23 protein-coding genes are annotated in these 23866 nt (G+C 73.6%); 7 read left to right on the top strand and 16 right to left on the bottom strand.

The features are described from left to right. Positions 1-149 precede the first annotated feature (149 nt). Positions 150-3536: a DNA polymerase III subunit alpha gene (locus tag ABD220_RS07170; protein ID WP_344121115.1), complete on the bottom strand. Its 3387-nt coding sequence runs from the start codon at positions 3534-3536 to the stop codon at positions 150-152. A gap of 106 nt (positions 3537-3642) precedes the next feature. Continuing rightward, complete coding sequence (locus ABD220_RS07175) at positions 3643-5271, bottom strand: SLC13 family permease (protein WP_344121117.1); 1629 nt, start codon at positions 5269-5271, stop codon at positions 3643-3645. A 199-nt stretch (positions 5272-5470) separates the two neighbouring features. Between ABD220_RS07175 and ABD220_RS07180 the strand changes: the two genes are divergently transcribed. Both ABD220_RS07180 and ABD220_RS07185 read left to right on the top strand, forming a co-directional pair. After that, complete coding sequence (locus tag ABD220_RS07180) at positions 5471-6385, top strand: LysR family transcriptional regulator (RefSeq protein WP_344121119.1); 915 nt, start codon at positions 5471-5473, stop codon at positions 6383-6385. A 129-nt stretch (positions 6386-6514) separates the two neighbouring features. Then, positions 6515-7612, top strand: coding sequence for a tartrate dehydrogenase (locus ABD220_RS07185; RefSeq protein ID WP_344121121.1), 1098 nt, complete (start codon positions 6515-6517; stop codon positions 7610-7612). A 26-nt stretch (positions 7613-7638) separates the two neighbouring features. Here ABD220_RS07185 and ABD220_RS07190 read toward each other — a convergent pair whose 3' ends face one another. Continuing rightward, positions 7639-8214, bottom strand: a complete 576-nt coding sequence (locus ABD220_RS07190; protein ID WP_344121123.1) for a hypothetical protein — start codon at positions 8212-8214, stop codon at positions 7639-7641. 266 nt (positions 8215-8480) lie between these two features. Here ABD220_RS07190 and ABD220_RS07195 point away from each other — a divergent pair, with 266 nt between their 5' ends. Next, positions 8481-9053, top strand: a complete 573-nt coding sequence (locus ABD220_RS07195) for an MOSC domain-containing protein (protein WP_344121125.1) — start codon at positions 8481-8483, stop codon at positions 9051-9053. Positions 9054-9284: 231 nt separating this feature from the next. On the opposite strand, the gene ABD220_RS07200 is transcribed toward ABD220_RS07195, so the two are convergent. The 3 genes from ABD220_RS07200 to ABD220_RS07210 form a co-directional block, all read right to left on the bottom strand. Then, positions 9285-10253 (bottom strand): TIGR03885 family FMN-dependent LLM class oxidoreductase, encoded by a 969-nt coding sequence (locus tag ABD220_RS07200; protein WP_344121127.1) that lies wholly within the window; start codon positions 10251-10253, stop codon positions 9285-9287. Positions 10254-10439: 186 nt separating this feature from the next. Beyond that, complete coding sequence (locus ABD220_RS07205) at positions 10440-11276, bottom strand: fumarylacetoacetate hydrolase family protein (RefSeq protein ID WP_344121129.1); 837 nt, start codon at positions 11274-11276, stop codon at positions 10440-10442. Between the two features lie 62 nt (positions 11277-11338). Then, entirely contained in the window at positions 11339-11662 is a 324-nt protein-coding gene (locus ABD220_RS07210; RefSeq protein ID WP_344121131.1) for a DUF6504 family protein, read from the bottom strand. Positions 11663-11962: 300 nt separating this feature from the next. Between ABD220_RS07210 and ABD220_RS07215 the strand changes: the two genes are divergently transcribed. Further along, entirely contained in the window at positions 11963-12466 is a 504-nt protein-coding gene (locus ABD220_RS07215; protein ID WP_344121133.1) for a GNAT family N-acetyltransferase, read from the top strand. Positions 12467-12597: 131 nt separating this feature from the next. On the opposite strand, the gene ABD220_RS07220 is transcribed toward ABD220_RS07215, so the two are convergent. The 9 genes from ABD220_RS07220 to ABD220_RS07260 all read right to left on the bottom strand — a co-directional run bounded on the left by ABD220_RS07220 (position 12598) and on the right by ABD220_RS07260 (position 19584). Next, entirely contained in the window at positions 12598-13017 is a 420-nt protein-coding gene (locus ABD220_RS07220; protein WP_344121292.1) for a pyridoxamine 5'-phosphate oxidase family protein, read from the bottom strand. Then, positions 13014-13853 carry an SOS response-associated peptidase gene (locus ABD220_RS07225; RefSeq protein ID WP_344121135.1) on the bottom strand — a complete coding sequence of 280 codons (840 nt, stop codon included), beginning with the start codon at positions 13851-13853 and terminating at the stop codon, positions 13014-13016. The genes ABD220_RS07220 and ABD220_RS07225 overlap by 4 nt, the downstream gene beginning before the upstream one ends. A gap of 38 nt (positions 13854-13891) precedes the next feature. Then, positions 13892-14608: a lipoate--protein ligase family protein gene (locus ABD220_RS07230; protein ID WP_344121136.1), complete on the bottom strand. Its 717-nt coding sequence runs from the start codon at positions 14606-14608 to the stop codon at positions 13892-13894. Between the two features lie 44 nt (positions 14609-14652). Beyond that, positions 14653-15222, bottom strand: a complete 570-nt coding sequence (locus tag ABD220_RS07235) for a nucleosidase (protein ID WP_344121137.1) — start codon at positions 15220-15222, stop codon at positions 14653-14655. Between the two features lie 37 nt (positions 15223-15259). Continuing rightward, the gene (locus ABD220_RS07240) at positions 15260-16267 is read right to left on the bottom strand and encodes an MsnO8 family LLM class oxidoreductase (RefSeq protein WP_344121139.1); all 1008 of its coding nucleotides are present in this window, start codon (positions 16265-16267) and stop codon (positions 15260-15262) included. Between the two features lie 198 nt (positions 16268-16465). Continuing rightward, the gene (locus tag ABD220_RS07245; RefSeq protein WP_344121140.1) at positions 16466-17317 is read right to left on the bottom strand and encodes a Rieske (2Fe-2S) protein; all 852 of its coding nucleotides are present in this window, start codon (positions 17315-17317) and stop codon (positions 16466-16468) included. Positions 17318-17413: 96 nt separating this feature from the next. Continuing rightward, a complete protein-coding gene (sufU, locus tag ABD220_RS07250; RefSeq protein WP_344121142.1) occupies positions 17414-17878 on the bottom strand; it encodes a Fe-S cluster assembly sulfur transfer protein SufU in 465 nt (154 codons plus the stop codon). 128 nt (positions 17879-18006) lie between these two features. Next, positions 18007-19275 (bottom strand): aminotransferase class V-fold PLP-dependent enzyme, encoded by a 1269-nt coding sequence (locus ABD220_RS07255; protein ID WP_425552525.1) that lies wholly within the window; start codon positions 19273-19275, stop codon positions 18007-18009. Positions 19276-19356: 81 nt separating this feature from the next. Next, complete coding sequence (locus tag ABD220_RS07260) at positions 19357-19584, bottom strand: hypothetical protein (RefSeq protein WP_344121146.1); 228 nt, start codon at positions 19582-19584, stop codon at positions 19357-19359. 309 nt (positions 19585-19893) lie between these two features. Here ABD220_RS07260 and ABD220_RS07265 point away from each other — a divergent pair, with 309 nt between their 5' ends. Together ABD220_RS07265 and ABD220_RS07270 are read left to right on the top strand one after the other, a co-directional pair. Then, positions 19894-20346: an ArsI/CadI family heavy metal resistance metalloenzyme gene (locus ABD220_RS07265; RefSeq protein ID WP_344121148.1), complete on the top strand. Its 453-nt coding sequence runs from the start codon at positions 19894-19896 to the stop codon at positions 20344-20346. 265 nt (positions 20347-20611) lie between these two features. After that, entirely contained in the window at positions 20612-21850 is a 1239-nt protein-coding gene (locus ABD220_RS07270; protein ID WP_344121149.1) for an FG-GAP repeat domain-containing protein, read from the top strand. A gap of 73 nt (positions 21851-21923) precedes the next feature. On the opposite strand, the gene ABD220_RS07275 is transcribed toward ABD220_RS07270, so the two are convergent. Next, positions 21924-22370, bottom strand: coding sequence for a hypothetical protein (locus ABD220_RS07275; protein ID WP_344121151.1), 447 nt, complete (start codon positions 22368-22370; stop codon positions 21924-21926). A gap of 360 nt (positions 22371-22730) precedes the next feature. Here ABD220_RS07275 and ABD220_RS07280 point away from each other — a divergent pair, with 360 nt between their 5' ends. Continuing rightward, a complete protein-coding gene (locus tag ABD220_RS07280; RefSeq protein WP_344121153.1) occupies positions 22731-23846 on the top strand; it encodes an excalibur calcium-binding domain-containing protein in 1116 nt (371 codons plus the stop codon). The last annotated feature ends 20 nt before the right edge of the window (positions 23847-23866 follow it).

A 23866-nucleotide genomic window follows, 5' to 3' on the forward strand; every position in this document is an offset into this window, starting at 1 on the left:
CCCTGGACGGGGGGCTCGCCGCGGACGATCTCCGCCCGGGGAGGCGGGGTGCAGCTCGTCCGCTGTTATTAGTAACCATACTGGCAATCAGTTCGCTGGCCAATGGATTCACCCAGAGTGAAACCCCTGGACCTGCGCGGTGGCCCGGCTCACCCGGCCGCGATCCCCCGGCGGCTCGGCGGGGCCGCGGCGCGCACGGCCGCCGGGGTGTCCGGGTCGGCGAGGTCCCACGCCTGCTCCGCGCTGAGGCTGATCCCCCGAGGCCCGGTGCGCCGTGTCCGCCCCCGCACCAGCAGCATCCGCGTGCCGAACAGGTGCTGCCCCGAGCGGGCCTGGGCGTCGGAGAAGAAGGCGCAGTCCACCGTGCCCGTGCCGTCGTCGAGGCTGACGAAGACCACCCGCCGGCCGCTGCGCAGGGGAGGGGTCATGGTCGAGACCCGCACCCCCGCCACGAGCACCTCGGACCGGTTCCGCAGCTCCAGCAGCCGCTCCGCAGGTGTGGCCCCGAGCTCGCGGAGCAGGGGCGCCCAGCTCTCCAGCAGGTGCGCCGAGACGTCCACCGCGAGCAGGTCCAGCTCGGTGCGGACCTTCTCCCCCAGGGTGGGCTCGGGGCGCTCCGCGGGCAGGGCGCGCAGCTCGAGGTCCCCGAGCGGAAGGGCCAGCTGCCCCTCGATCTCCCCGGCCGGGCGTGCGGGCCGGGTGCTGTCCGCCCGGGCCCGCAGGGCGTGCACCAGGTCGGCGCGGGAGGCGGCGCCGCCGGAGCGGCGCAGCAGGCCGTCGAAGGCCCCGACGGCGGCGAGGCGCTCGAGGGTGCGCCGGGCGGGACGGGCCCGCTGCCGCAGGTCGGCGAGCGAGGCGTAGGGCTGCCCGGCCACGATCCGGCGGACCTCGGCCCGGGAGACCCCGTGGATCCCGGTGAGGGCCAGGCGCACGCCCAGGCGGGCGGGGTCGTCGTCGAGCCGTTCCACGCGGTAGTGCTCGTCGGAGCGGTTGACGTCCACGGGCAGGACGGGGATGCCCATCCGCCGGGCCTCCCCCACGAGCAGGCGCTTGGGGTACATCCCGGGGTCGTGCTCCCACAGCCCCGCGAGGAACGCCTCCGGGTGGTGGGCCTTCAGCCACGCGGACTGGTAGGTGGGCACCGCGAAGGCCGCGCCGTGGGCCTTGCAGAAGCCGAACGAGCCGAACGCCGCCAGGATCTCCCAGACCCGGTCCACGACGTCCAGGGGGTAGTCCCGCACGCGGGCCCGCTCGCGGAAGAACTCCTCGACCTCGAGCTGGCGCTCGGAGCCCAGCCGGCGGCGCAGCTCGTCGGCCCGGGCGAGACCGCACCCGGTGAAGGTGTCGAGAATGCGCAGGACCTGCTCGTGGAAGACGGTCACGCCGTGGGTCTCGGCGAGGATCGGGTCGAGGGCCGGGTGGATCGAGGCGGGCGCGGACCAGCCGTGGCGGTGCTCCAGGTAGGGGCGGACCATGTCCGAGTGCATGGGCCCGGGGCGGAACAGGGAGATGTCCACGATGAGGTCCCGGACGCTCGTGGGCGCCATCTTGCCGATGAGCTCGCGCTGGCCCGGGGACTCGATCTGGAAGCAGCCCAGGGTGTGGGTCGAGCGGATGAGCTCGAACGTCCTCTCGTCGTCCACGGGGATCGCCTCGAGGTCGAGGCGGGGCCGGTCCGGGTGGATGCGGGCCACCTCGCCGACGGCGTGGGCCAGCGCCGACTGCATCCGCACGCCGAGGATGTCGAGCTTGAGCATGCCCATCGGGTCCATGTCGTGCTTGTCGAACTGGCTCATGGGCATCCCCGTCCCGCCGGGCTGCACCGGGGTGCGGTCCAGGAGGCTCAGGTCCCCCAGGATCACCCCGCACGGGTGCATGGAGATGTGCCGGGGCAGCCGGTCCAGGCGCTCGGTGAGGTCCACGAGGAGGTCGAGCTGCTTCTCCTGGGCCACCTGCTCGGCGAAGTCCCGCAGCTCCGGCTGGCGGGCGATGGTCTCGCGCAGCGCCGAGGCCGGCAGGTGCCACAGCTGCTTGGCGGCACCGTCCACGGTCTCGGGGTCGATGCCGAGCGCCAGCCCGGCGTCCCGGACGGCGCCGCGGGCCCGGTAGGCGTTCTGCATGCTCATGAGGCTCACCCGCTCGGGGCCGAAGCGCTCGAAGATCCGCCGGTAGACGCGGTGGCGCTCGGCCGACTCGACGTCGATGTCGATGTCCGGGAGGGTCGAGCGGTCGCTGGAGAGGAAGCGTTCGAAGAGCAGCTCGTGCTCGAGCGGGTCCACCTGGGAGACGTCGAGCAGATAGTTGACGAGCGAGGACACCCCGGAGCCGCGCGCGGCGTGGCGGACCCCCAGCTCCCCGATCATCGCGGAGACCTCGGCCACCGTGAGGAAGTAGGAGGCGAAGCCGAGGTCCTCGATCACCCCCAGCTCCTGCTCCAGCCGGTCCCGCACGGCCCGCGTCGCGCGGCGGCCCGGGTAGCGGCGCCCCAGCCCCGCCTCGCACCGGGCCCGCAGCTCGGCGGGCGGCGGCCGGTCCAGGCCCAGCACGGAGGCCTCGGGCGCCACCGGCCGCCCCCAGCCGCAGTCGGCGACCGGGTCCAGCCGGCACCGATCCGCCACCTGCTGGGTGCCCGCCAGCAGGGCCGCGGCACCGGTGGCGCCGAGGTCCGCGGCCCGGGCGATCTCGGCGGCGAGCGCGCGCATCCGGCGGGCGGACTTGAGCCAGCCCTGGCCGTTGGGCTGCAGCGGCTCCGGCGCCGCCCGCCGGGACGTCCCGGCCCGTCCGGCACCTCCTCCCCTGCCGCCGGGCGGATGACCGACGTGCGCCCGGAGGGACTCGAGCGGGGTGAGGGCACGGGCGGCGTCGAGGACGTCGGCGGTGGCGGCCTCGGCGGGGGTGGCGTAGCGCACCGCGTTGGTCAGCACGGGGGTCAGCCCCGCCTCGAGGGCGGCGCGCAGCATCCGGGCCGCGTGGGACGTGCTGCACGACGTGCCGGGGGCCGCCAGGTGCGAGACCACCTCGACGGCGAGCGCCGGCCCGGGGAGCAGGGCCCGCCACCGGGCCAGGGCGGCGCGCCCGGTGCGGTAGCGGCGGGCGGCGAGCTCCTGCCCGACGTCCGAGGCGGGTCCGAGCAGCACGGTGAGGACCGGCTCCCCGTGCCGGGGCGAGTGCGCGGAGGCCGCGATCATGGCTGCGGTCGCTCCGGGCGGGCCCTGCGTGGCGTGGGCGGCGGAGACGAGCCGGCACAGGGCGGCGTAGCCCGCGCCGGCGGTGCCGCCGGCCGCCAGGACCACCACACGGCCCAGGGCGCGCTCGCGGTCGGGGTCCAGCAGGGCGAGGTCGACCCCCAGGACCGGGTCGATGCCGTGCTCCCGGCACGCCCCCAGGTGCTTGATCGCACCGTAGAGCCCGTCCCGGTCGGTGCAGGCGAGCACGTCCGCGCCGTCCGCCGCGGCGGCCGCCGCCAGGACGGCGGGCCGGCTGACCCCGAAGTGGGCGCTGAAGGCGGTGGCGACGTGCAGGTGCGGAAAGCTCACCCCCCTATTCGAATGCGTGTTCGAATATTAAGTCAATTGCAAACCGCCGGGGCGCGGCACCTTCGGAGTGCTGCGACGGGGTGCGACGACGGGCGGTTGGCAGGTGTCATCCGCTGAGGCCCACGACGGCGATCATGATCGGGACGATGCTGACGATGAGGAGCACCCCGAGGATGTCGAAGACGATACCGGTGCGGATCATGCGGGTGATGGGCACCGCGCCGGTGCCGTAGACGATGGCGTTCTGCGGGGTCGACACCGGCAGCATGAACCCGAACGAGGCGGCGAAGGTCGCGGCCATCGCGGGCACGAACGGGTCCACGCCCATGGCTTGGCACAGCGGGATGACGATCGGGACGATCACCGCGGCCGAGGCCGTGTTCGAGGTGGTCTCGGAGATCAGCACGGCCAACACGGCCGAGAAGACGGTGATGGTCACGACGTTGGTGATGTTGAGGTTCTCCGAGGCTCCGGTGCCGATGGTCTCGGCCAGTCCGGTCTCGGCCAGCAGGGAGCCGAAGATGATGCCGGTGCCGAAGAGGATGATCGTGCCCCAGTCGATCTTCGCGGCGTCGGTCCAGGTCAGGCTCGCCTCGCGCTTCTTCCAGTTGGTGGGCAGGATGAACAGCAGGGAGGCCCCGAGCACGGCCACGATGCCCTCGTCGAGGCGGTCGTCGAGGAAGATGTAGGCGGCTGACTCCGTGCCGCCGAACAGGCTCGCGAAGGCGGGAAGCAGCCACAGGATGACCGTGACGCCGAAGGCGATCAGGGTGTTCTTCTCCGCCCGGCCCATCCTCCCCTGGGCCTCGCGGTGCTCCCGGATGTAGTCCTCCACGCCCTCGATCCGGCGGATCTCGGGCTTGTTGAGCAGGAACATGACCACGGCGAGCACCACGAACATGGCCAGGCACACCGGGAAGGCGATGACCATCCACTGGGCGAAGGAGATCCGGGTGCCGGTGGCCTCCTCGATCAGGCCGCGGCCGATGAGATTCGGGGGCGAGCCGACCGGGGTGAGCAGTCCGCCTACGGACGCGCCGTAGGCGAGCATCAGCAGCAGCGCCGCACCGACGCGCAGCCGCAGCGGGTCGAAGTCGGCCTTGACCACCCCGCGGTCCTGCATCATCTCGGCGATCACCGCCAGGATGCCCAGAGCGGTGGGCATCAGCATCGCCACGGTGGCGGTGTTGGAGACGAAGGCCGAAAGGATGCAGGTGATCACGCCGAAGGCGATGATCACCCGGTAGGTCGACCTGCCCACACCGGGCAGGGAGAGCACGGCCAGGGCCAGGCGCTGGGCGATGCCGTGCTTGAGCATCGCCTGGGCCAGGATGAACGCCCCGATGAAGGTGAAGATCGTGGTGGATCCGAACGGGGCCAGCACGTCCCCGGCCGGTGCGACCCCGAGGATGACCACGGCAGCCACGCCGATGAGGCCGCCGATCGGGATGGGCACGGGCTCGCAGATCCACAGAACGATCACCCCCAGCAGCACCGCGGCCAGCAGGTGCTGGGTTCGGTCCAGGTTCAGTGGCAGCAGCGCGAAGACGATGGCCACCGCCGGGGCCAGGAACAGTCCGGTGGTCTGGCGGGCGCGCTCGAACTTCTCCTCCTTCGGTGACAGCGTCTGCTCGCTGAGGCTGCGGAAGGTCTTGCCGCCCAGCAGGGCGGCACGGACGTCGGTGGGCCGGGGAGCACTCGGGGGACCGCTCGGGGCTGGTTGCTGGGTCTGCACGGTCGTGGTCCTTCCTCGACGGGAGGACACCACTGTGCGCTGGTGATTTGGGTCACGTCCAAGGTTTGTTGTCTACTGCACCGATAGGAGGAAACAATGAGTCGCGGAAGGCCCGGCGGCCCTGTTCCGCCAGAGGCGGCAGGGGTCCTCCAGGTGTGTGGCGGGGCGGGCGGGCCCGGCCTCGAGCAGGGAGACGGGCATGGACATCCGGCAGCTGACGTATTTCCTGGCCGTGGTGGACCACGGCGGGTTCACCCGGGCCGCGGAGCAGCTGATCATCGCCCAGCCCTCGTTGTCGCAGGCGATCAAGGGCCTGGAGCGGGAGCTGGGGGTGCCGCTGTTCCACCGGATCGGGCGGCGGGTGGTGCTCAGCGAGGCCGGCCGGGAGCTGGTGGGCCCGGCCCGGGTGGTGGTCCGGGACCTGGAGGCCGCCCGGGCCGCCGTCGACGACCTGCGCGGGGTGCGCACCGGGCGCCTGGAGGTGATCACCATGCCGTCCCCCGGCGTCGAACCGCTCACCGGCATGATCGCCGCCTACACCGGCGCCCACCCGGCCGTGACGGTCGGCGTGGACGCGGCCTTCACTCCCGAGGAGGTCGCCCACGCCGTGCGCACCGGGCGCGCCGAGATCGGGATCCTGGGCTCGGACCGCCCGTTCCGCTCGGCCGAGGTCGACGTGTTGCACCTGGAGCAGCAGCCCCTGGAGCTGATCGTGAACCCGCGGGCGGACACCTTCGGCGACGGCGAGGCCATCGGGCGGGAGGACCTGGCCGGGCACCGGGTGGTGGTCTCCCCGCGGGGGTCGCTGATGCGGTGGCTGGTCGACGACGCCCTGGCCGGCGGAGTGCAGGTGCAGATCACCGCCGAGGTCGCCCACCGCACCTCGGTGCTGCCCCTGGTGCTGGCCGGGGTCGGCCACGCCGTGCTGCCCTCCTCCTGGACTCCGCTGGCACGCGCGGCCGGGCTGCGCGTGCTGCGGCTCGAACCGGTCACCGTGCTGCACGTGGCCGTGCTCAGCCGTCCGGGACACCTGACCCCGGCCGCCCGGGCGTTCCTGGAGGTCGCGGCCCGGCACATCGAGGACCGGCCCCGGGCGACCCAGGAGGTGCCATAGGGAATTCCTATCTACGGGATGGGAATGAGGTCTTGGACCTTGCCGAGGCCCGGGCGGTCTACTGGAACCCGGCACCGCGATGCAATGCGGACAGAGCAGCCGAGAACACCCGAGAAGGAGAGCACCCCCATGGCCGAGCAGCAGGTCTTCAGCATCGCCTCGATCCCCGCCGACGGCGTCGGGAAGGAGGTCGTCGCCGCCGGGCGCACGGTCCTGGACGCGATGGCCGAGCAGTCCGGCGGGGCGTTCTCCTTCGAGTGGACCGAGTTCCCCTGGGGCTCGGAGTACTACGCCGAGCACGGGGTGATGATGGACCCGCACGCGCTGGAGACCCTCGAGGCCTTCGACGCGATCTACTTCGGGGCCGTGGGTTGGGAGAACGTCCCCGACCACGTGAGCCTGTGGGGGCTGCGGCTGAACATCACCCAGAACTTCGACCAGTGGGCCAACGTCCGCCCGGTGCGGTTCCTCCCGGGCGTGGTCTCGCCCCTGCGCAAGGCCGAGAACGCCGAGCTGGACTGGGTCGTGGTGCGGGAGAACAGCGAGGGCGAGTACGCCGGGCTCGGGGGGCGCAACCTCTCCGGGCGGGGCCCGGGCAACGAGGTCGCCGTCCAGTCCTCGCTGTTCACCGAGAGGGGCTGCGAGCGGATCATCCGCTTCGCCTTCGACCTGGCCCGGACCCGCACGGTGCAGAAGGTCTCCAGTGTCACCAAGTCCAACGCCCAGCAGTACGGCATGGTGCTGTGGGACGAGGTCTTCGCCCGGGTCGTCAGGGACTACCCCGACGTGCAGACAGAGTCGGTGCTGGTGGACGCGATGAGCGCCAAGTTCGTCCTGCACCCCGAGGAGCTCTCGGTGGTGGTGGCCTCCAACCTCAACGCCGACATCCTCTCCGACCTCGGCTCCGCCCTGGCCGGCAGCCTCGGCCTGGCCGCCAGCGCGAACCTGAACCCCGAGCGGCGGTTCCCCTCGATGTTCGAACCCGTCCACGGCACCGCTCCCGACATCGCCGGGCAGGGCATCGCCAACCCCGTCGGCGCCATCGCCAGCGCGGCCCTGATGCTCGACCACTTCGGCCTGCACGAGGAGGCACGCCGCCTGGAGGCCGCGATCGAGGCCACCACCGCCGCAGGGCACCTCACCCGCGACATCGGCGGCACCGCCGACACCGACGAGGTCACCGAGGCGATCGTCGAGGCCCTCGCCACTTCACCGGCCTCCGCCTGAGGCCCCGCCCGTCCCGGGCGTGAGGCTCACCGGCACGTGGCGCAGACCGCTCGTTCGATCAGGGAGCCGCTGCGGCGGTCGATCTCGTCCTCCACGAGCCTGCTGGGAGCATCGGGGTACCACCCGAGGTCGTCCCGCACGTCGGCGGAGACCTCGGACCCTCCGCTGCGGGGGACGACCCGGAAGGTGGCCAGCAGGGGCAGGGCACGCCAGCCGAACTCGGAGGCCGTCCCGCGGCGGCGGAAGGTGACGTCCGAGCCGACCGACACCTCCACGCAGCGCTCCTCGGAGCGGACCGCCGGGGCGAGGTCCTCGAAGGCCGTGCGGATCCGTTCGAGGGCCTCCTCCGGAGGCAGCGGGCACGTCCACGCACGGGTCATGGTGATGCGCGGCCGGTTCGGGGCCCGCCGCGCCAGCCAGGGGACGACGAACCGCTGTCCGAGCACCAGGGCGACGACGACGAGCGCCGCCGCTCCGAGCGCGAGCTGAGCCACGGAGACCACACCCCGGAGGAGGAGCTGGACCACGACGAGGACGACGACCGCCGACCCCGCCGGTCCGGCCAGCCGGTCCCATCCCCCGGTGGCGCGCCTGACAGACACCCGGTCTCCCCTCCTGGTCCCGGGCCACGGTGCACCGCGGCCATCCTCCGTGGCTGTCATTCTTGCCCTCGGGCGCCCCGGACACCAGATGTGCCTCCGCAAAGGGGACAAGCCCTGGCCGTGCGCCCTCCGTGCGGGGAAGGACAGGAGAGGAGAGCCAGCGGCCGGACCTGTCCCCCGCCCTGTCTATGCTGAGGCCTGGCGGCAGCGCGGCAGCAGCACGGCGGCGCCGGAGCGGCGGCCGCGACGACGGAGAGGTGTGGGGCATGACGGCGACCTATCGGTACGACGTGGAGATCCTGCACCTGCTCGTGTCCCCCGGGCACGCCTACTTCGGCCGCGCCCGGGACGGGACCGCGGACGTCCCCACCACCGATGCCGAACGGGCCGAGCTGGTGGCCGGCAAGGGCGTGGTGGGCGACCGGTTCTTCGGCAAGGCCGCGCACATGGACGCCGCCGTCACCCTGCTCGCCGTCGAGGCGCTCGAGGCCATGGCCGCGGACCTGGGCACGGCTCCCTTCGACCCGCTCCTGGCCCGGCGCAACGTGGTCCTCCGGGGCGCCCACCTGGCCCCGCTGCTGGGCGAGGAGTTCGCGCTGGAGTCCCGGGGCGCTCTCGTGCGGCTGCGGGGCGGGCGGCCGGCCCACCCCTGCGCCTGGATGGACCGGGTCCTGGTGCCGGGTGCGCACGCCGCGATGCGGGGGCGAGGAGGCCTGCGCTGCCGGCCGCTGTCCAGCGGCGACCTGCACCGCGGGCCGGCCGTGCTGCACAGCCCGGTCCCGCTCGAGCCGGAGCAGGCCGGCGCGGCCGTGCTGCGCCGCCCGTCCCGGCTGCCGTAGCCCGCTCCGGTCGCCGCCGGGGATCACCGCCTGCTCCGTGACGCCGCCGGATCAGGTGGCCGAGGTCGTGGTGGTCGTGGCCGTCGTGGTGGTCGTGGTGGTCGTGGCCGCCCTGCCGGCAACCGGGGTTGCCGCCGCCACGGCCCTGCGGATGCCCCGCAGCAGCGTCGCCGGCCCTGACCCACGCGTCGCCCCGGGGCCGCCCCTGCTGCCGGTCCCGGCAGTCCCGGGTCAGGCCTGCGCCAGCTGGGGCAGCACCGTCTCCCCGAAGGCGTCGAGGAAGCGGGCCTGATCCTGCCCCACGTGGTGCAGGTAGATCTCGTCGAAACCTAGCTCGGCGTACTCGTGCAGCCACTGGGCGTGCCGGCCGAGGTCGGCGGAGACGTTGACCGCTCCCGCGATCTGCTCGTCCCCCACGTCCTCCTGGACCGCCTTGCGCAGATAGTCCTGGGGGGAGGCGAGCTCGGCCATGGTCACGGGGTCGAAGACGTTGGTGCGCCACTGGTCGAAGGCGAGCGCGCGGGCCTGCTCCGGGGAGGGCGCCCAGCTCAGGTGCACCTGCAGCGCGGCCCGGCCGGTGCCGCCGGCCTCGCGCCAGGTCCCGAGCATCCGGCGCAGGTCCTCCAGGGGCTGCTGGACGGTGATGAACCCGTCGGCCACGGGAGCGAAGCGGCGGACCGTCGTCGGGGTGAGCGCTGCCACGAGCAGGGCGGGCGGGGTCTCCGGCGGGTCCCAGACCCGCGCGCGGTCGGCGTGGAACGGCTCGCGGCAGGACACCTCCTCGCCCGCGTGCAGCCGGCGGACCGCGTCGAAGCTGCCCTCGAGGAACCGCTGCCGCTGCTCCTTGGCCGGCCAGTCCGGGGCGACGGGCCGCTCGTTGAGCTTCTGCCCGCTGCCCAGGGCGGTCCAGATCCGGCCGGGGAACATGCGGGCGAGGGTGGCCGTGGCCTGGGCGGTGACCACGGGGTGGTAGCGCCGGCCGGGGGCGTGCACGAACCCGAACGGCAGGTCCGTGGTGGCCAGGGCGGCGCCCAGCCAGGACAGGGCGAACCCGGAGTGGCCCTGGTGCGGTGACCACGGCTCGAGGTGATCCGAGCACATGGCGGCCCCGAAGCCGGCCTGCTGGGCGTGCCCGACGTCGCGCAGCAGCTGCTCGGGAGGGATCTGCTCGTGGGAGGCGTGGAAGCCGATCGTCGCCATGGGGTCCTCCGGTCGAAGGCGGGAACAGGACGGTGGATGTCCGGACGGTGGATGTCCGGACGGTGGATGTCCGGACGGTGGATGTCCGGACGGTGGATGTCCGGACGGTGGATGTCCGGACGGTGGATGTCCGGACGGTGGATGTCCGGACGGTGGAACAGGCGGGGCCGGGTGCGGCGGACCGGGTCAGCCGGCCGCCGGGAGGTCCTCGGCCGGGGTGCAGACGTTGCGCAGCTCACCGATGCCCTCGATCTCGGTGACGACCTCCTGACCGTCGCGCAGCCAGATCCGGCGGGGCTTCTTGGCCAGGCCCACGCCGGCGGGAGTGCCGCAGGCCACGAGGTCCCCGGGCTCGAGGGTCAGGAACCGGCTGAGGTACTCGACGAGCTCCACGGCGGAGAAGATCATCCGGTCGGTGCCGGAGTCCTGGTGCCGCACGCCGTCCACGGTGCAGCGGATCGCCAGCCCCGTCTCGGGGTCGATCTCGTCGGAGGTCACCACCACGGGACCCACCGGGGTGGTGCGGTCGAAGTTCTTGCCCTGGAACCACTCGGAGGTCCGGCCCTGCCAGTCCCGCACCGAGATGTCGTTCATGATGGTGTACCCGGCGATCGCGGCCCGTGCCTGGTCGAGCGTGGCGTGGCGCAGGGGCGAGCCGATCACCACGGTGAGCTCGGCCTCCCAGTCGATCTTCTCGGACTCCTCCGGCATGGCGATGGGGTCGGTGGGGCCGATGAGCGCGGTGGCGTACTTCGCGAAGATCGTGGGATGCTCCGGGATCTGCTGGCCGACCTCCTCCGCGTGGTCGTAGAAGTTCAGCCCGGCGCACAGGATCTTGCCCGGGCGCAGGACGGGGGTCGCCAGGTCCTGCGGGGCCGGCGCGGGGCCCGGCTCCCCCGGCAGCCGCAGGTCGCCCCCGGCGAGGAGCGCCCCGACGTCGGGAACGGGGAGGTAGACGGTCCGCCCGTCCTCCTGCCGGAAGGCCTGGGTGGTGCCGTCGCGTCGCACGGTGCCGAGTCTCACGGGTGCTCCCTCACGTTCTGCGGTGCGGTCTCCGCCTCCGATCCTATGCACCTGCGGCGGGGCTATGCACAGCGCACCACCCGGATCCCCGAGGCGCTCGTGGCCGCGAGCAGCCGCCAGCGCCCGGTGTCGAGGGTGTGGACGAGCTCGAGGGTCAGCAGCTCGGAGCGGGGGTTCAGCTGGACCTGGACCCGCCACATCTGCTGGTCCACCGCCCCGATCCCGCGATCCTTGGGCAGCCGCGCGTCCTCGGACCACCAGGCGCGGCGCTCGTACCAGCGCACGGGGCCCTCTGCCACCAGATAGTTCCGCTCGCGCCAGCGCACGCTCACCGGCACTCCGTCCGTGCCGCAGTCCACGTCGACGCTCTCCGTCAGGAAACCCACGACGGCTCCTCTCCCTCTCGGCCGGCGCCCGTCCCGCGGTGCGCCCTGTCCCCTGGAAGCTAGAACCTCTGTACGACACGCTAAACCCGGAAGAGATGGAATGGGAACACCTGTTCCCTGGAAACACCGCTCCGCCCAGTGCGTTCACTTTTGCGATCAGGAGCGGAGAAGCATGGACAAGCCCAGCGAAATGGATACGCTGAGAGCACGGAGGGCCTGCCCTGCGCGGCCCGCCCGGACGTCCCCTGTCCCTCGTCCGCCCCGCCGGAGCAGCCGGCGTCGACCTCACGGAGGCCTCCCATGACCGGAACCATCACGCTGATCGCCCACACCGCGGCGAACACCAAAGCTCCCGCGGTGACCCTGCGTCCGGCCGGTCCGGAGGACGCCGAGAGCCTCGCCCAGCTCTACTACTCCTCCTACGAGCAGGGCGGGGTCTCCAGCCTGGAGGAGGCCCGCCAGGTGATCCGGGGCGTCTTCGACGGGGAGTACGGGCCCTTCCTCCCGGACGCCTCGCCGGTGGTGGTCGACGACGACGGGACCGTGGTGGCCGCTGCGCTCGTGCTGTCCCGGCGGACCGGCGAGGACCTCCCCGACGTCCCCTACATCTTCGAGCTGTTCACGGCGGCCTCCCGCCGCCGCCAGGGCCTGGCCGAGCAGCTCGTGCGCTGCGCCATGGGCACCCTGTACGACAACGGCTACGACCAGGTCTGCCTGCGGATCGACGAGGACAACGCCGCGGCGCTCGCGCTCTACCTGACGCTCGACTTCAACCGCTGGGTCCCCGAGACGGACTACGTCTGAACCCGTCGGACGCTCCGGACCGGGGGACGCCGGAACGAACACCACGAACACGGCCCCGACAAGGCCACAGGAGAGGCCCGGGACCCACGCCGCGGGTCCCGGGCCTCTCCGGTGGCGTCCCAGCGGCCGGATCAGGGCACGAACTCCTCCCGGACAGGCGGATCGACGGAGATGTCGACGAACCGCGCCCAGCGGGGGCGCACCGCCACGAGCCGGGTGCTGGCCTTGCCCGTGGCACCCGGGTGCCGGGACTCCAGCACCTCGCCGGCGTCCCGCGCGTCGGGCCCCTCGAGCACCGTGGCCTCGCCCTCGAGCTGGAACTCCTGGCCCGTCCCGGAGACCACCACGAGGGAGACCCGGGGGTCCGCGCGGAGGTTGGCGTACTTGCGGCTGCGCTCGTTCGTGCCGAAGACCAGCCGCCCGTCCCCGTGGGCCGCGAGGTTGATCCACGCGGACTCGGGGCAGCCGTCGCCGCTGTTGGTCGCCACGACCCCGCCGCCGTGGGCGCGGACGAAGTCGGCGATCCGGCCGGCGGGCTCGCGGGCGCTCAGAACAGGCTCCGCTGCGGCTCCACGAGCTCCGGGGAGTTGTTGCGCACGTTGCCGACCGCCGGGTCCACCGGGTCGAGCACCCATCGGGCGGCCGTCCGGTGCGCCTCGGCCCGGACCAGGTCCACGAGCTGCGGGGCGTCGTCCTCGCCCGGCCGAAGCCAGTCCCCCACGTGCTCGGGCGCCAGCGGGATCGGCATCCGGTCGTGCAGGTCGTGCAGCTGCGTGAGCACGGGGTGCTCGTCCGAGGGCTCCGGTGAGTCGGTGGTGAGGATGGAGCAGGACAGCAACCAGGTGCTCCCGCCGCCGTCCCGACCGGGCTGCAGGGCCGCGGAGTGCAGCTCTGTGTCCTCGGGCACCCGCCACCACTCGTAGATCCCGGCGAACCAGATGGTCTCCGCCGGGTCGGCCGGGTGGACGTAGTAGGGCTGCTTGCGCCCGCCTTTCCCTGCGCCGGGCTCCTTCTTCCACTCGTAGTAGCCGTTGGCCGGGACCGCGCACCGGCGGGCGCGGACCGCCTTGCGGAAGGACGGCTTCTCGAGGACGGTCTCCGACCGGGCGTTGAACATCTTCGACCCGACCGCCGGGTCCTTGGCCCAGCCCGGGACCAGTCCCCAGCGGGCCACGTGCAGCTCGCGGACCAGTTCCCCGTCGCCGTCCCGGCCGTCCCCGCCCGTCAGGCGCTCGAGGACGATCGGCACGTCGGTGGTGGGCGCGGTGTTCCAGTTGGCCCTCAGCCGATCGGCGTCGGCGGTGTCGCCGAGGCTCTCGTCCGGGACGGCACCGGTCTCGGCCACGAGGTCACCCACGGCCCGGGCGATGACATAGCGTCCGCACATTTGCTGCCTCCTCGGTCTGCCCGGCTCGCGGCCGGGGCTCAGTCGGTGAGCGGCCCGTACCCCAGGTACTGGGAGTACATGCCGTACACCTTGCGGATCCCGCGCTCGACGTCGGCCACGGTGGTGCCCGGGCGCAGGTCGTCCACGGCCCCCGCGGTGACGGGGTCCCAGTCCAGGTCGAGGGCGGCGTAGACGTCGGTGAGCACCGAGCGGATGGGCTCGGACTGCTCGATCACCAGTACGGTGCTGAAGTACCAGGCGCCCGCGACCACCCGCTGGGCGGTCCCTGCCAGCTTCACCATCCGGCCCGCGTCCGGCGACGACGCCGGGTGCGTCCCGTGCACGCTGTGCTCGCCGGCGCAGTACTCGCCCGGGATCTCGCCGACGTCGGCCTCGACCTCGAGCTCCTCCAGGGCGGCCACGATCATGTCGCCGAAGAGCCGGTAGCGGTCCTGGATGCCCGAGGTGGGGTCCTCGGCGGCCTCGAGGTGGTCGATGATCAGGCACCCGCCGTGGTAGGCCGCGGCACGGCCGCCCACCTTGCGGACCAGGGGCTCGAACCCGCTCTCGCGGGCGGCCCGGGCGGCGTCGGCGAAGCCGGGGCGCAGCTCGTCCCGGCGCCCGAAGGCCACTGTGGGGGACGGCTCGTAGAGGCGCAGGACGGGCCCGCTGCGGCGCACGTCGGCGAGGAGGGTCATGGCGCTCTCGTAGTCCTGCTGGGCGCCCAGGGACTCGCGCTGGCGGAGAAGTTTCATGCTGGCCCCAGTCTAGTGGCGGATCCGGGCGGCCCTGCGGCGGGTCACGGCCGGGCGATCCCGCTGCCGCGGAACCACCGCCCCAGGGCCAGGGCGCTGAGCTCCACCTTCTCGGCCCACGCGACCGCCTCCTCGTCGGCGGCGTCGGAGACGTGCTTGACCATCCGCAGCGGCACGCCCAGGTGCCGGCAGGCCACCGCGACGGCCCAGCCCTCCATGTCCACGAGGTCCGCCCGGGCGGCGAGGGCGTCCCGGGCGGCTCCGCCGGCCACGAAGGAGTCGCCGGTGGCGAGCACGGGCCCGTCGCCGCCGAGCTCGATGACATTGTCCACCGGGATCCCGGCAGCGCGCAGCAGGTCCTCGTCCACGTCCCGGTTGATGATCCGGGAGGGCTGGAGCACCCCGGTCAGCCCGTCCTTCAGTGCGCCGGCGCTGCCGATGTTGAGCACCGTCAGCTCCGCCCGGCGCGCGGGGTCCGGGCAGCGGGTCAGCACCGCCTCGGTGGTGCGCACCGCCGCGGCCGACATCCCGACGCCGGTCAGGACCAGGTCGATGTCCTCCGGGAGGTACTTGGTCTCCAGCGGGTGGGCGGCGAGAACGAGTAGCTGTGGCACCCCGTCACTCTATCCGTCCGCTCCGGCAGCCGGGCGCTCAGCGCGGGCGGGCGGAGAAGAGCGCGGCGAGCCGCCGATCGGACTCCGCCTGGGCATCGAGGTCGTGCGCTCCGCCCGTCACGAGCAGCTCGTCCGCCCCCGTCCGCGCGAGCAGCCGCTCCAGCTGGTCCCGGACATCCGGGGCGGCGCCGTGGACGGAGGCGGTCAGGCCCTCCTGCACGAGGGCCCGCTCGCGGGCCGTGAGCCCGTCCGGCTCCGCGGGCCGCGCGGGTGCCAGGGGCGGGAACTCGCCCCGGGTGCGGGACACGGCCAGGGCGCGGGCCTCGGGCAGCAGCAGATCGCGGGCAGCCGCTCGGGTCCGCGCCACCGCGACGTTCACCGAGACCACCGCCCAGGGGTTCGGCCACCACGACGACGGGCGGAACTGCGCGCGGTACCGCTCGAGCACCGCAGCGCCACCGCCGGGGCCCTCGCGGAAGAGCGCCGGGCCGCCGAGCACCACGGCGAGTCCCGCCCGGGCGGCGGTCTCCACCCCTGTGCCGGTCGCCAGGACGAAGACCGGGGTCGCGGCGTGGTTGCGGGGCCGGGCGGTCACGGGGGCCGTGCCGGAGAGGTGGGCGAGCAGCTCCGCGAGGTCGTCCCCGAAACGGTCCGCGGCCTCCTTGCCGGTGCGCAGCGCGTCCCTGACCGCGGCGGTGAAGCCGAGGGAGCGGCCCACGCCGAGGTCGATCCGGCCGGGGTGCAGGGCTTCGAGGGTGGCGGCCTGCTCGGCGACCACGAGGGGCTGGTGGTTGGGGAGCATGATCCCGCCGGAGCCGATCCTCAGGCGACGGGTCCGGGCGGCCAGGGCGGCCATCAGCACCGCCGGTGCGGACCCGGCGATGCCCGGGACCGCGTGGTGCTCGGCAACCCAGAACCGGTGATAGCCCAGCTCCTCCGCGCGCTCGGCCCGTTCCAGGACGTGGGCGAGGTCCTCGGCCTCCGTGGAGCCGTCCCGGGTGCTGGCGCGGTCGAGGAGGGAGAACGGAACGTCGCTGAGGGCCATGGTGCGCACAACCCGGGCGGCAACGGAAGCATTCCGGGCCCTGCCGCCCCGAGCGGCCGGGCCCGAGTCCGGGGCGGCCGGTGCCGAGGGCCGAGGTGGCTGGGCGCGGAACCCCGGGATGACGTGGCCGCAGCGAGAGGGCCGGGGCCGGGGCTCGGGTGGCCGGAGCGCGGGAGCCAGGGCCGGGGCCCGGGGTGGCTAGGGCCGGCGCCGGACCTGGATCCGCCCGTCCTCGACGCGGGTCTCGTAGCCGGGCTGCGAGGCGGTCGCCGGCCCCCGGACGACGGCGCCGTCCGCGAGCCGGAAGGTGCTGCCGTGCCAGGGGCAGGTGACGCAGCCGCCGGCGATCGTGCCCTCCTCGAGCGGGCCGCCCATGTGGTTGCAGACGCTGTCGAGGGCCTCGATCCGGTTGCCGTCGCGGACGAGCAGCACCGAGACGCCGCCGGCCGGCACCCGCCGGTGCCCGCCGGCGGGGAGCTCGGCGTCGGCCAGGACGTCGGTCCACCGCCGTGGGCCCCGCCGCCAGGCAGTGCGGTTGACGTTGACGCCCCGCACGAAGACGAGGTGGCCGCCCAGATAGCCCCCGCCCATGACGCAGCCGTAGCCGGCCAGCGCGAGTGCCCGGCCGGCTCCGTGCCGGTCCCGGAGCCGGGCGGCGAGCGAGGCCGTGTAGAACATCAGGGCCACGCTGTTGGCGGTGGCGTGCAGCAGGCCGATGCGCCGGTCGGCGCCCTGGGTGTCGGACCAGTCGTTGAGCCCGGCCGCGGCCGTGGGGACGGCGGCGGCCAGCCCCGCGGCCACCAGCACGTCCGCGGCGCGGGCCGTGCTGGGGCCACCGGCCAGGTCCAGCATCGCGGCCATGCTCCAGGCACCGATCGGGACGTCGGTGAGGAGGGGGTGCAACGGGTGCCCGATCACGGTGCCGCTCAGGACGTTGCGCACCGGCGCCGGCCGCACCGTCCGGCCCACGGCGCGCGCCAGGGGCTCGGCCACCCGGTCCAGTGCCGTCCACTTCTCCGCGCGGGCCACCAGGCCCTCGAGCTGTTTCATGACCGCCTCCTCAGCGCCGGGGCGGTCAGTGTCCCACCCGGTCCCGGACGGGACAAGGACGACCCGGTGTGTGAAGCCGGCGGCCCCGGGCGCTGCTCAGCCGGCGCGGTCGAGGGCCTCTTCGGCGGCGACCCAGCCGAGCATCGCGCACTTGACGCGGGCCACGAACCGGGAGACCCCGGCGAAGGCGGCGGCGTCGCCGAGGAGCTCCTCGTCGGGGACCACGGTGCCCCGGGAGCGCAGGAGGTCCCGGAACGCCCCGATCAGCTCGAGCAGCTCGGCCCGGGTCATCCCGGGGGCGGTCTCGGCCAGCACGGAGGCCGCGGCCATGGAGATCGAGCAGCCCTCGCCCTCCCAGCTGAGCCGCTCCACCACCGGCTCCGCCCCCTCGGGACAGGTCGCGAGCTCGACGCGCACGGTGATCTCGTCGCCGCACGTGGGGTTGTACTGGTGCGACTGCCCGCTCCCGTGCCCGGGCCCCGGAACGGTCAGGCCCTCGCCGGTCCGCCGCTTGGCGTGGTCGAGGATGACCTCCTGGTACATCCCGTCCAGCGCGCTCATGGGTTCCTCCTCTGTGGTTTCAACGGGTGGTGCGGACCCCGGGTGCCTTCGGGCTCCACCGGTCTCAGGGACATCAGCTGCTCCGGTGGCCGCAGCGGACCTGTCGGCTCGGGGCGGTGCGCACGGGCTCAGCCGGTCACGCGGAAGTAGGTGCGCACCCCGGCGAGCTCGGTCAGGAACCGGTCGACGTCGGCGGTGGTGTTGTAGAGGTAGGCGCTGGCCCGGGTGGTGGCGGTCAGCCCCAGCGCCCGGTGCAGCGGCTGGGCGCAGTGGTGACCCACCCGCACGGCCACCCCGGCCACGTCCAGGACCTGGCCGACGTCGTGGGCGTGCACGCCGGCCACGTCCACGGCCGCCAGCCCCACCCGCTGCGCGCCGGGGGGCGGGCCGATCAACCGGATCCCCTCCAGCTGTGCGAGCCCGGCCGCCAGCCGCTGCCCCAGGGCGTGCTCGTGGGCGGCGACCCGCTCCATCCCGATGCCCTGCAGGTAGCGCACCGCCTCGGCCAGGGCCACGGCCTGACTGATGCGCTGGGTGCCGGCCTCGAACCGGGTGGGGGCCGGCAGGTACCGGGCGGACTCCATCGTGACTTTGGTGATCATGGACCCGCCGGTGAGGAACGGCGGCATCGCGTCCAGCATCTCGGCGCGCCCCCACAGCGCGCCGATGCCGGTGGGCCCGAGCATCTTGTGCCCGGAGAACACCGCGAAGTCCACCCCCAGGGCCGGGAAGTCCACCGGCAGGTGCGGCACCGACTGGCAGGCGTCCAGCACGGTCAAGGCGCCCACCTCCCGGGCCAGGCCCACCAGGTCCGCGACGTCGGTGATCGCGCCGGTGACGTTGGAGACGTGGGAGAAGGCCACCACCCGGGTGCGCTGCCCGATCACCTGCCGGGCGGCCTCGTGGTCGAGCAGCCCGGCGTCGTCGACGGGGATCCAGCGCAGGGCCGCCCCGGTGCGGGCGGCCAGCTCCTGCCAGGGGATGAGGTTGGCGTGGTGCTCGGCCTCGGTGGTGACGATCTCGTCACCCGGGCCCAGCCGGAACCGGGCGGCCGCGTCGTCCCCGCGCCCGGCGGTGGCGTTGGAGAAGGAGTAGGTGATCAGGTTGATCGCCTCGGTGGCGTTGGAGGTCCACACCAGCTCGGCCTCGGTGGCCCCCAGGAAGCCGGCCACGACCCGGCGGGCCTGCTCGTAGGCGTCGGTGGCCTCCACGGCCAGGGAATGCGCTCCGCGGTGGACCGCGGCGTTGCGGTGCAGGTAGAACTCCCGCTCGGCGTCCAGCACGGCCAGGGGCTTCTGCGAGGTGGCCCCCGAGTCGAGATAGACCGCCGGGCTGTTCGTCAGCAGCGGGAAGTCCTCCCGCAGCGCACGCACCTCGGAATCGGTCAGGGGCAGCACGTGGTTTCCTTCCATGCTCCGACACTGTACGGCCCGGACCCGGGAGGGACCCGAGGGACGCCTCCCGGCGTCACGGACGGACTAGCGGTGCCGGGGACGCAGGTAGGTGTTGCCGTTGGCGTCCTTCTCGACCACGAACTCCTCCTGCAGGTCCTCGTACCACTGCTGCGTCTGCTCGCTGGGCTGGTCCTGGCCCCTGAGGTCACGGGGGCTGCGGACGGCGGGCCCGTAGAACCGCATGGCGAAGTCGTCGAAGCGCCGGAACAGGCTGTGCCTGGGCTCGTCGTCGGGGTGCTGGTGCTTGCGCATGGTGTGTCCTCACGGGTCGCGGTCCGGGCCGTCCTTACCATGATCCCCCCGTGGGCAACGGAAGCTGAAACCGGAACGGTCCGCGACGGGCCCGGCCGGCGGGTGCGCAAGTCGCCCGGACCGTGGTGCGCCGTCGCCGCACCGCTCGCTGCCCTGCTCGCCGCCGCGCGACCCGACCACGACGGGAGCGTGCACGGACGCCAGGAGGTCATGACAAATATATTGACGGACATCGATGTCAGTGGCACCCTTTCGTATAGACGGACATCGATGCCAAGGAGTGTCCGTCGCACCCGAGAGGAACACGTCATGTCCAGAGTCCAGCTCGCGCTGCGCGTGGGCGATCTCGAGCGCTCCATCGAGTTCTACTCCACACTGTTCAACACGGCCCCGACCAAGCGGCGCCCGGGCTACGCCAACTTCGCCGTCGCGGAGCCGCCGCTGAAACTCGTGCTGCTGGAGGGCGAGCCCGGTGACGACAACCGCATGGACCACCTCGGCGTGGAGGTGGAGAGCACCGAGGTCGTCGAGGCGGCCGCGCAGCGCCTGGCCGACGCCGGCCTCGCCACCCGCCCGGAGGAGCAGACCACCTGCTGCTACGCCGTCCAGGACAAGGTCTGGGTGACCGGACCGGGTCGGGAGCCGTGGGAGGTCTACACCGTCACCGCCGACGCCCGTCCCGACCTCGAGGGCAGGACCGGCCGGGAGCTCTCCGCGGTCGGCGGCGACGGCTCGTGCTGCACCCCCGGTCCCGGGTCCTGATCCACGGCAGGCCGGGGAAACCGGTCGTCCGACGACGTCACGAAAGGGAACGCCCCTGGTGACCGCGCGATTGCAGGAGTAAACTGGTGTCCTCAGCAGTTGCGCCTCGGCACCGGGACGTCGTCGTCCCCGGTGCCATCGGTCCCCCGGAGGCGCATCGTGCCCCGGGGGACATCTCCCGGTCGGCCGGGGGCCGACCGACGCCTCCGGCACGGGCCGCCTGCGCCCGTGCCGACGATCCACCTCATGACCTCGGGGACCCACCATGAAACACCCACTCCTCTCACGCGTGCTCACCGGCGCGTCCGCCACCGTGCTCGCGACCGCCGGGCTCGCCGTGGGCGCACCGGCCCACGCCGCGACGGCGCAGCCCATGTTCTCCTACGCCCAGGGCTGGCGCGTGGACCAGCACGTGCGCGAGCTCGCGGACGTCAACGGCGACGGCCGCGCCGACGTGGTCGGCTTCGGCAACGCCGGCGTGCAGGTCGCCTTCGGCCAGGCCAACGGCACCTTCGGCACGCCGCGGATGAGCGTGCGCGACTTCGGCGCAGCCCAGGGCTGGTCCAAGGCACGGCACGTGCGCACGCTCGCGGACGTCGACGGCGACCGCCGCGACGACATCGTGGGCTTCGGCGACGCCGGCGTGTACGTGGCCTACTCCCAGGGCGACGGCAGCTTCACCGCCCCTCAGCTCAAGGTCCGCGACTTCGGCTGGAACCAGGGCTGGCGCGTCGACAGGCACCCGCGCGAGCTCGCCGACCTCAACGGCAACCTGACCGCCGACATCGTGGGCTTCGGGCACTCGGGCGTCACCGTCTCCCACGGCCTGTCCAACCGGACGTTCACCGGGACCGGCAAGCGCATCGACAGCTTCGGCTGGGACCGCGGCTGGCGGGTCGACAAGAACCCGCGCCTGCTCGCCGACGTCGACGGCAACAGCACCGCCGACATCGTGGGCTTCGGCGACGCGGGCACGTACGTCTCCTACTTCTCGGCGCTCGGGGACACCTTCACCCAGCCCGAACTGGAGATCCGCAACTTCGGCTACGCCCAGGGCTGGCGCGTGGGCCAGCACCCGCGGATGCTGGCCGACGTCAACGTCAACCCCGCCGGCAGCGCCGCGGCGGACATCATCGGCTTCGGCCACTCCGGGGTCTCCGTCGCCCACTCGCTGAACGGAGGCAACTACACCGGCGTGGCGGTGCGGGTGAACAACTTCGGCCAGGCCCAGGGATGGCGGGGCGACCGGCACCTGCGGACCCACGCGGACATCAACGTCGACGGCATCCAGGACCTGGTGGGCTTCGGCAACGCCGGGGTGTACGTCGCCCACGGCCGGGCGGACAGCACCTTCGGCCCGGTGTACCTGAAGGTCGCCGCCTTTGGCTACGACCACGGATGGACGGAGGACCGGTATCCGCGCCTGCTCGGTGACGTCAACGGCGACGGCCGTGACGACGTCGTCGGCTTCGGGCACTCGGCCACGTACGTGCAGCTGTCGTGAGCGCGCCGGCCGCGGTCCGCCGCGGCCGGGCCACGGCGCCGCTCCCGCCCGCGCGGACGGGAGCGGCGCCGTGCTATGTCACGGGCTTGGGCTCCGCACCGCGCTCGTGCACGTAGGCGGCCATGGTGATCACGCTGACGAGCTGCACGGCGACCACCACGAAGGTCCAGCCGCCCTCCGCCACGACGTAGACCGCGGCGGAGACGGCCAGGGCAGGCGGCAGGACGCGCGAGGCGGCGAGCGCGCGACCGCGCTCGCCGCCGGCGACCGGGGCGCCCTGGTCGGTGTCGGGCTCGGCGGCCGTTTCCGGGGGCTCGGGCTCGGCAGCGGGTTCGGCCCGTCGGCGCCGCGCGGAGTGGACCGTGCTGACCAGGACGGCCACGTAGAGCGCCGCGACGAGCCCGGTGACGAACAGCATGACGGAGCCGTCGTCGTCGCCGACGCGCAGCCCCACGACGAGACCGAGGGCCACCGGCAGGAGCCAGAGCCCCAGGAGCAGCCTGTCGCGCACGGTCAGCACGCGGCCCTCCCCCCGTTCGACGTTGCCCGTGACCGCATCCTCGCACCCGGTGAGCCCGCGTGTCTGACCCCTCATCCGGGGATGGCGCCGGCGGGGACGTCCGGGCACGGGCAGCGGGCGGTGGACCGGTGGCCGGGCGCGCAGGACGGTCCCCGCGACCGGCAGGGCTCCTCCTGCACGGGGTCGGCGTCCCCGGCCGATGCGTCGCACGTCGACGTCACACTCGCGCCGCAGGCCGTCATCTGCGGCGCGCCGTGCGGTGCCGGACGGGCACCGCACGTAGAAAGGAGAGTGCCTCGCGCGCTCCCCCGACGCGCCACTCGACCGGGCGCGCTTCCCCTCAGTCCCCCCAGGAGCACCATGAGCAACACCCCCTCCTCCCCTGCCCCGGGAACGGACCTGGCGTCCCGCCACGGTTTCACCGTGGGCAAGTGGATCGTGGCCGTGCCGCTGCACCTCACCCTCGCGTTCGGGCTGGTCGCCGGCTGCGCGTCCAGCACCGCGTCCACCGACCCGGTCGCCGACCCAGGCCCCGTCCCGGGAACGGTGACGACGGTGCCCGCCACCGCGTCCCCGAGCGCCACGCCCAGCAGCACCGCCTCACCCACGGCGTCGAGGACGCCGGGGTCGGTCACCACGGTCGCCCCGGCTCCGGAGCCGACGCCCTCCCCGGAACCGTCGGAGACCCCCGTCCGCGCCGTCAGCCCGCCGTCGGGAGCGTTCCTCGCCCTGGAGGACCTGCCGGTCGCCGCCGCCGGGACGATGTCCGACTACGACCGGGACGCTCTGTTCGGCGGCTGGATCGACGCCGACGGCGACTGCGAGGACACCCGCAACGAGGTCCTGGCCCGGGACCTCACCGACATCACCTCCGCCGACGGGTGCAAGGTGGACACCGGCACCCTCGCCGACCCCTACACCGGGAGGACCATCGACTTCGTCCGCGGAGTCGCGACGTCCAACGACGTCCAGGTCGACCACGTGGTCTCGCTCGGCAACGCCTGGGTCACCGGGGCGCGCCGGCTCTCCCAGGCCGATCGCACGGCTCTGGCCAACGACCCGCTGAACCTGCTCGCGGTCGACGGCCCCACCAACGGGTCGAAGTCCGACAAGGACGCCTCCCAGTGGCTGCCCCCGAACCGGGCCTTCGCCTGCGAGATGGTGGCTGTCCAGATCGCGGTGAAGTCCCGCTACTCCCTGTGGGTCACCGCCCCGGAGAAGACGGCCATGGCCGAGGTGCTCTCCGACTGCCCCGACCAGCAGCTGCCCGGCGGCACCCCGTTCGGCGACATCCCCGGGGGCACCGGAGCCGCCCCGGCCCCCGCCGAGGCCCCCGCCCCGGCCCCCGCTCCCGCGGACGTCCACTACGCCAACTGCACGGCCGCCCGGGAGGCCGGCGCCGCCCCGCTGCTGCGCGGGGAGCCCGGGTACCGGGACGCCATGGACCGTGACGGCGACGGTGTCGCGTGCGAATAGGACGTCGGGAGGACGAGGAC

The organism is Kocuria aegyptia (assembly GCF_039530085.1).
GTDB lineage: Bacteria > Actinomycetota > Actinomycetes > Actinomycetales > Micrococcaceae > Kocuria > Kocuria aegyptia.

Coding starts and splice junctions, on each gene's coding strand:
- ABD220_RS07180 (WP_344121119.1), top strand. CDS start 5,471: ATGGACATCCGGCAGCTGACGTATTTCCTGGCCGTGGTGGACCACGGC.
- ABD220_RS07265 (WP_344121148.1), top strand. CDS start 19,894: ATGTCCAGAGTCCAGCTCGCGCTGCGCGTGGGCGATCTCGAGCGCTCC.
- sufU (WP_344121142.1), bottom strand. CDS start 17,878: ATGAGCGCGCTGGACGGGATGTACCAGGAGGTCATCCTCGACCACGCC.
- ABD220_RS07230 (WP_344121136.1), bottom strand. CDS start 14,608: ATGAAACTTCTCCGCCAGCGCGAGTCCCTGGGCGCCCAGCAGGACTAC.
- ABD220_RS07280 (WP_344121153.1), top strand. CDS start 22,731: ATGAGCAACACCCCCTCCTCCCCTGCCCCGGGAACGGACCTGGCGTCC.
- ABD220_RS07185 (WP_344121121.1), top strand. CDS start 6,515: ATGGCCGAGCAGCAGGTCTTCAGCATCGCCTCGATCCCCGCCGACGGC.
- ABD220_RS07215 (WP_344121133.1), top strand. CDS start 11,963: ATGACCGGAACCATCACGCTGATCGCCCACACCGCGGCGAACACCAAA.
- ABD220_RS07245 (WP_344121140.1), bottom strand. CDS start 17,317: ATGAAACAGCTCGAGGGCCTGGTGGCCCGCGCGGAGAAGTGGACGGCA.
- ABD220_RS07260 (WP_344121146.1), bottom strand. CDS start 19,584: ATGCGCAAGCACCAGCACCCCGACGACGAGCCCAGGCACAGCCTGTTC.
- ABD220_RS07225 (WP_344121135.1), bottom strand. CDS start 13,853: ATGTGCGGACGCTATGTCATCGCCCGGGCCGTGGGTGACCTCGTGGCC.
- ABD220_RS07270 (WP_344121149.1), top strand. CDS start 20,612: ATGAAACACCCACTCCTCTCACGCGTGCTCACCGGCGCGTCCGCCACC.
- ABD220_RS07200 (WP_344121127.1), bottom strand. CDS start 10,253: ATGGCGACGATCGGCTTCCACGCCTCCCACGAGCAGATCCCTCCCGAG.
- ABD220_RS07195 (WP_344121125.1), top strand. CDS start 8,481: ATGACGGCGACCTATCGGTACGACGTGGAGATCCTGCACCTGCTCGTG.
- ABD220_RS07240 (WP_344121139.1), bottom strand. CDS start 16,267: ATGGCCCTCAGCGACGTTCCGTTCTCCCTCCTCGACCGCGCCAGCACC.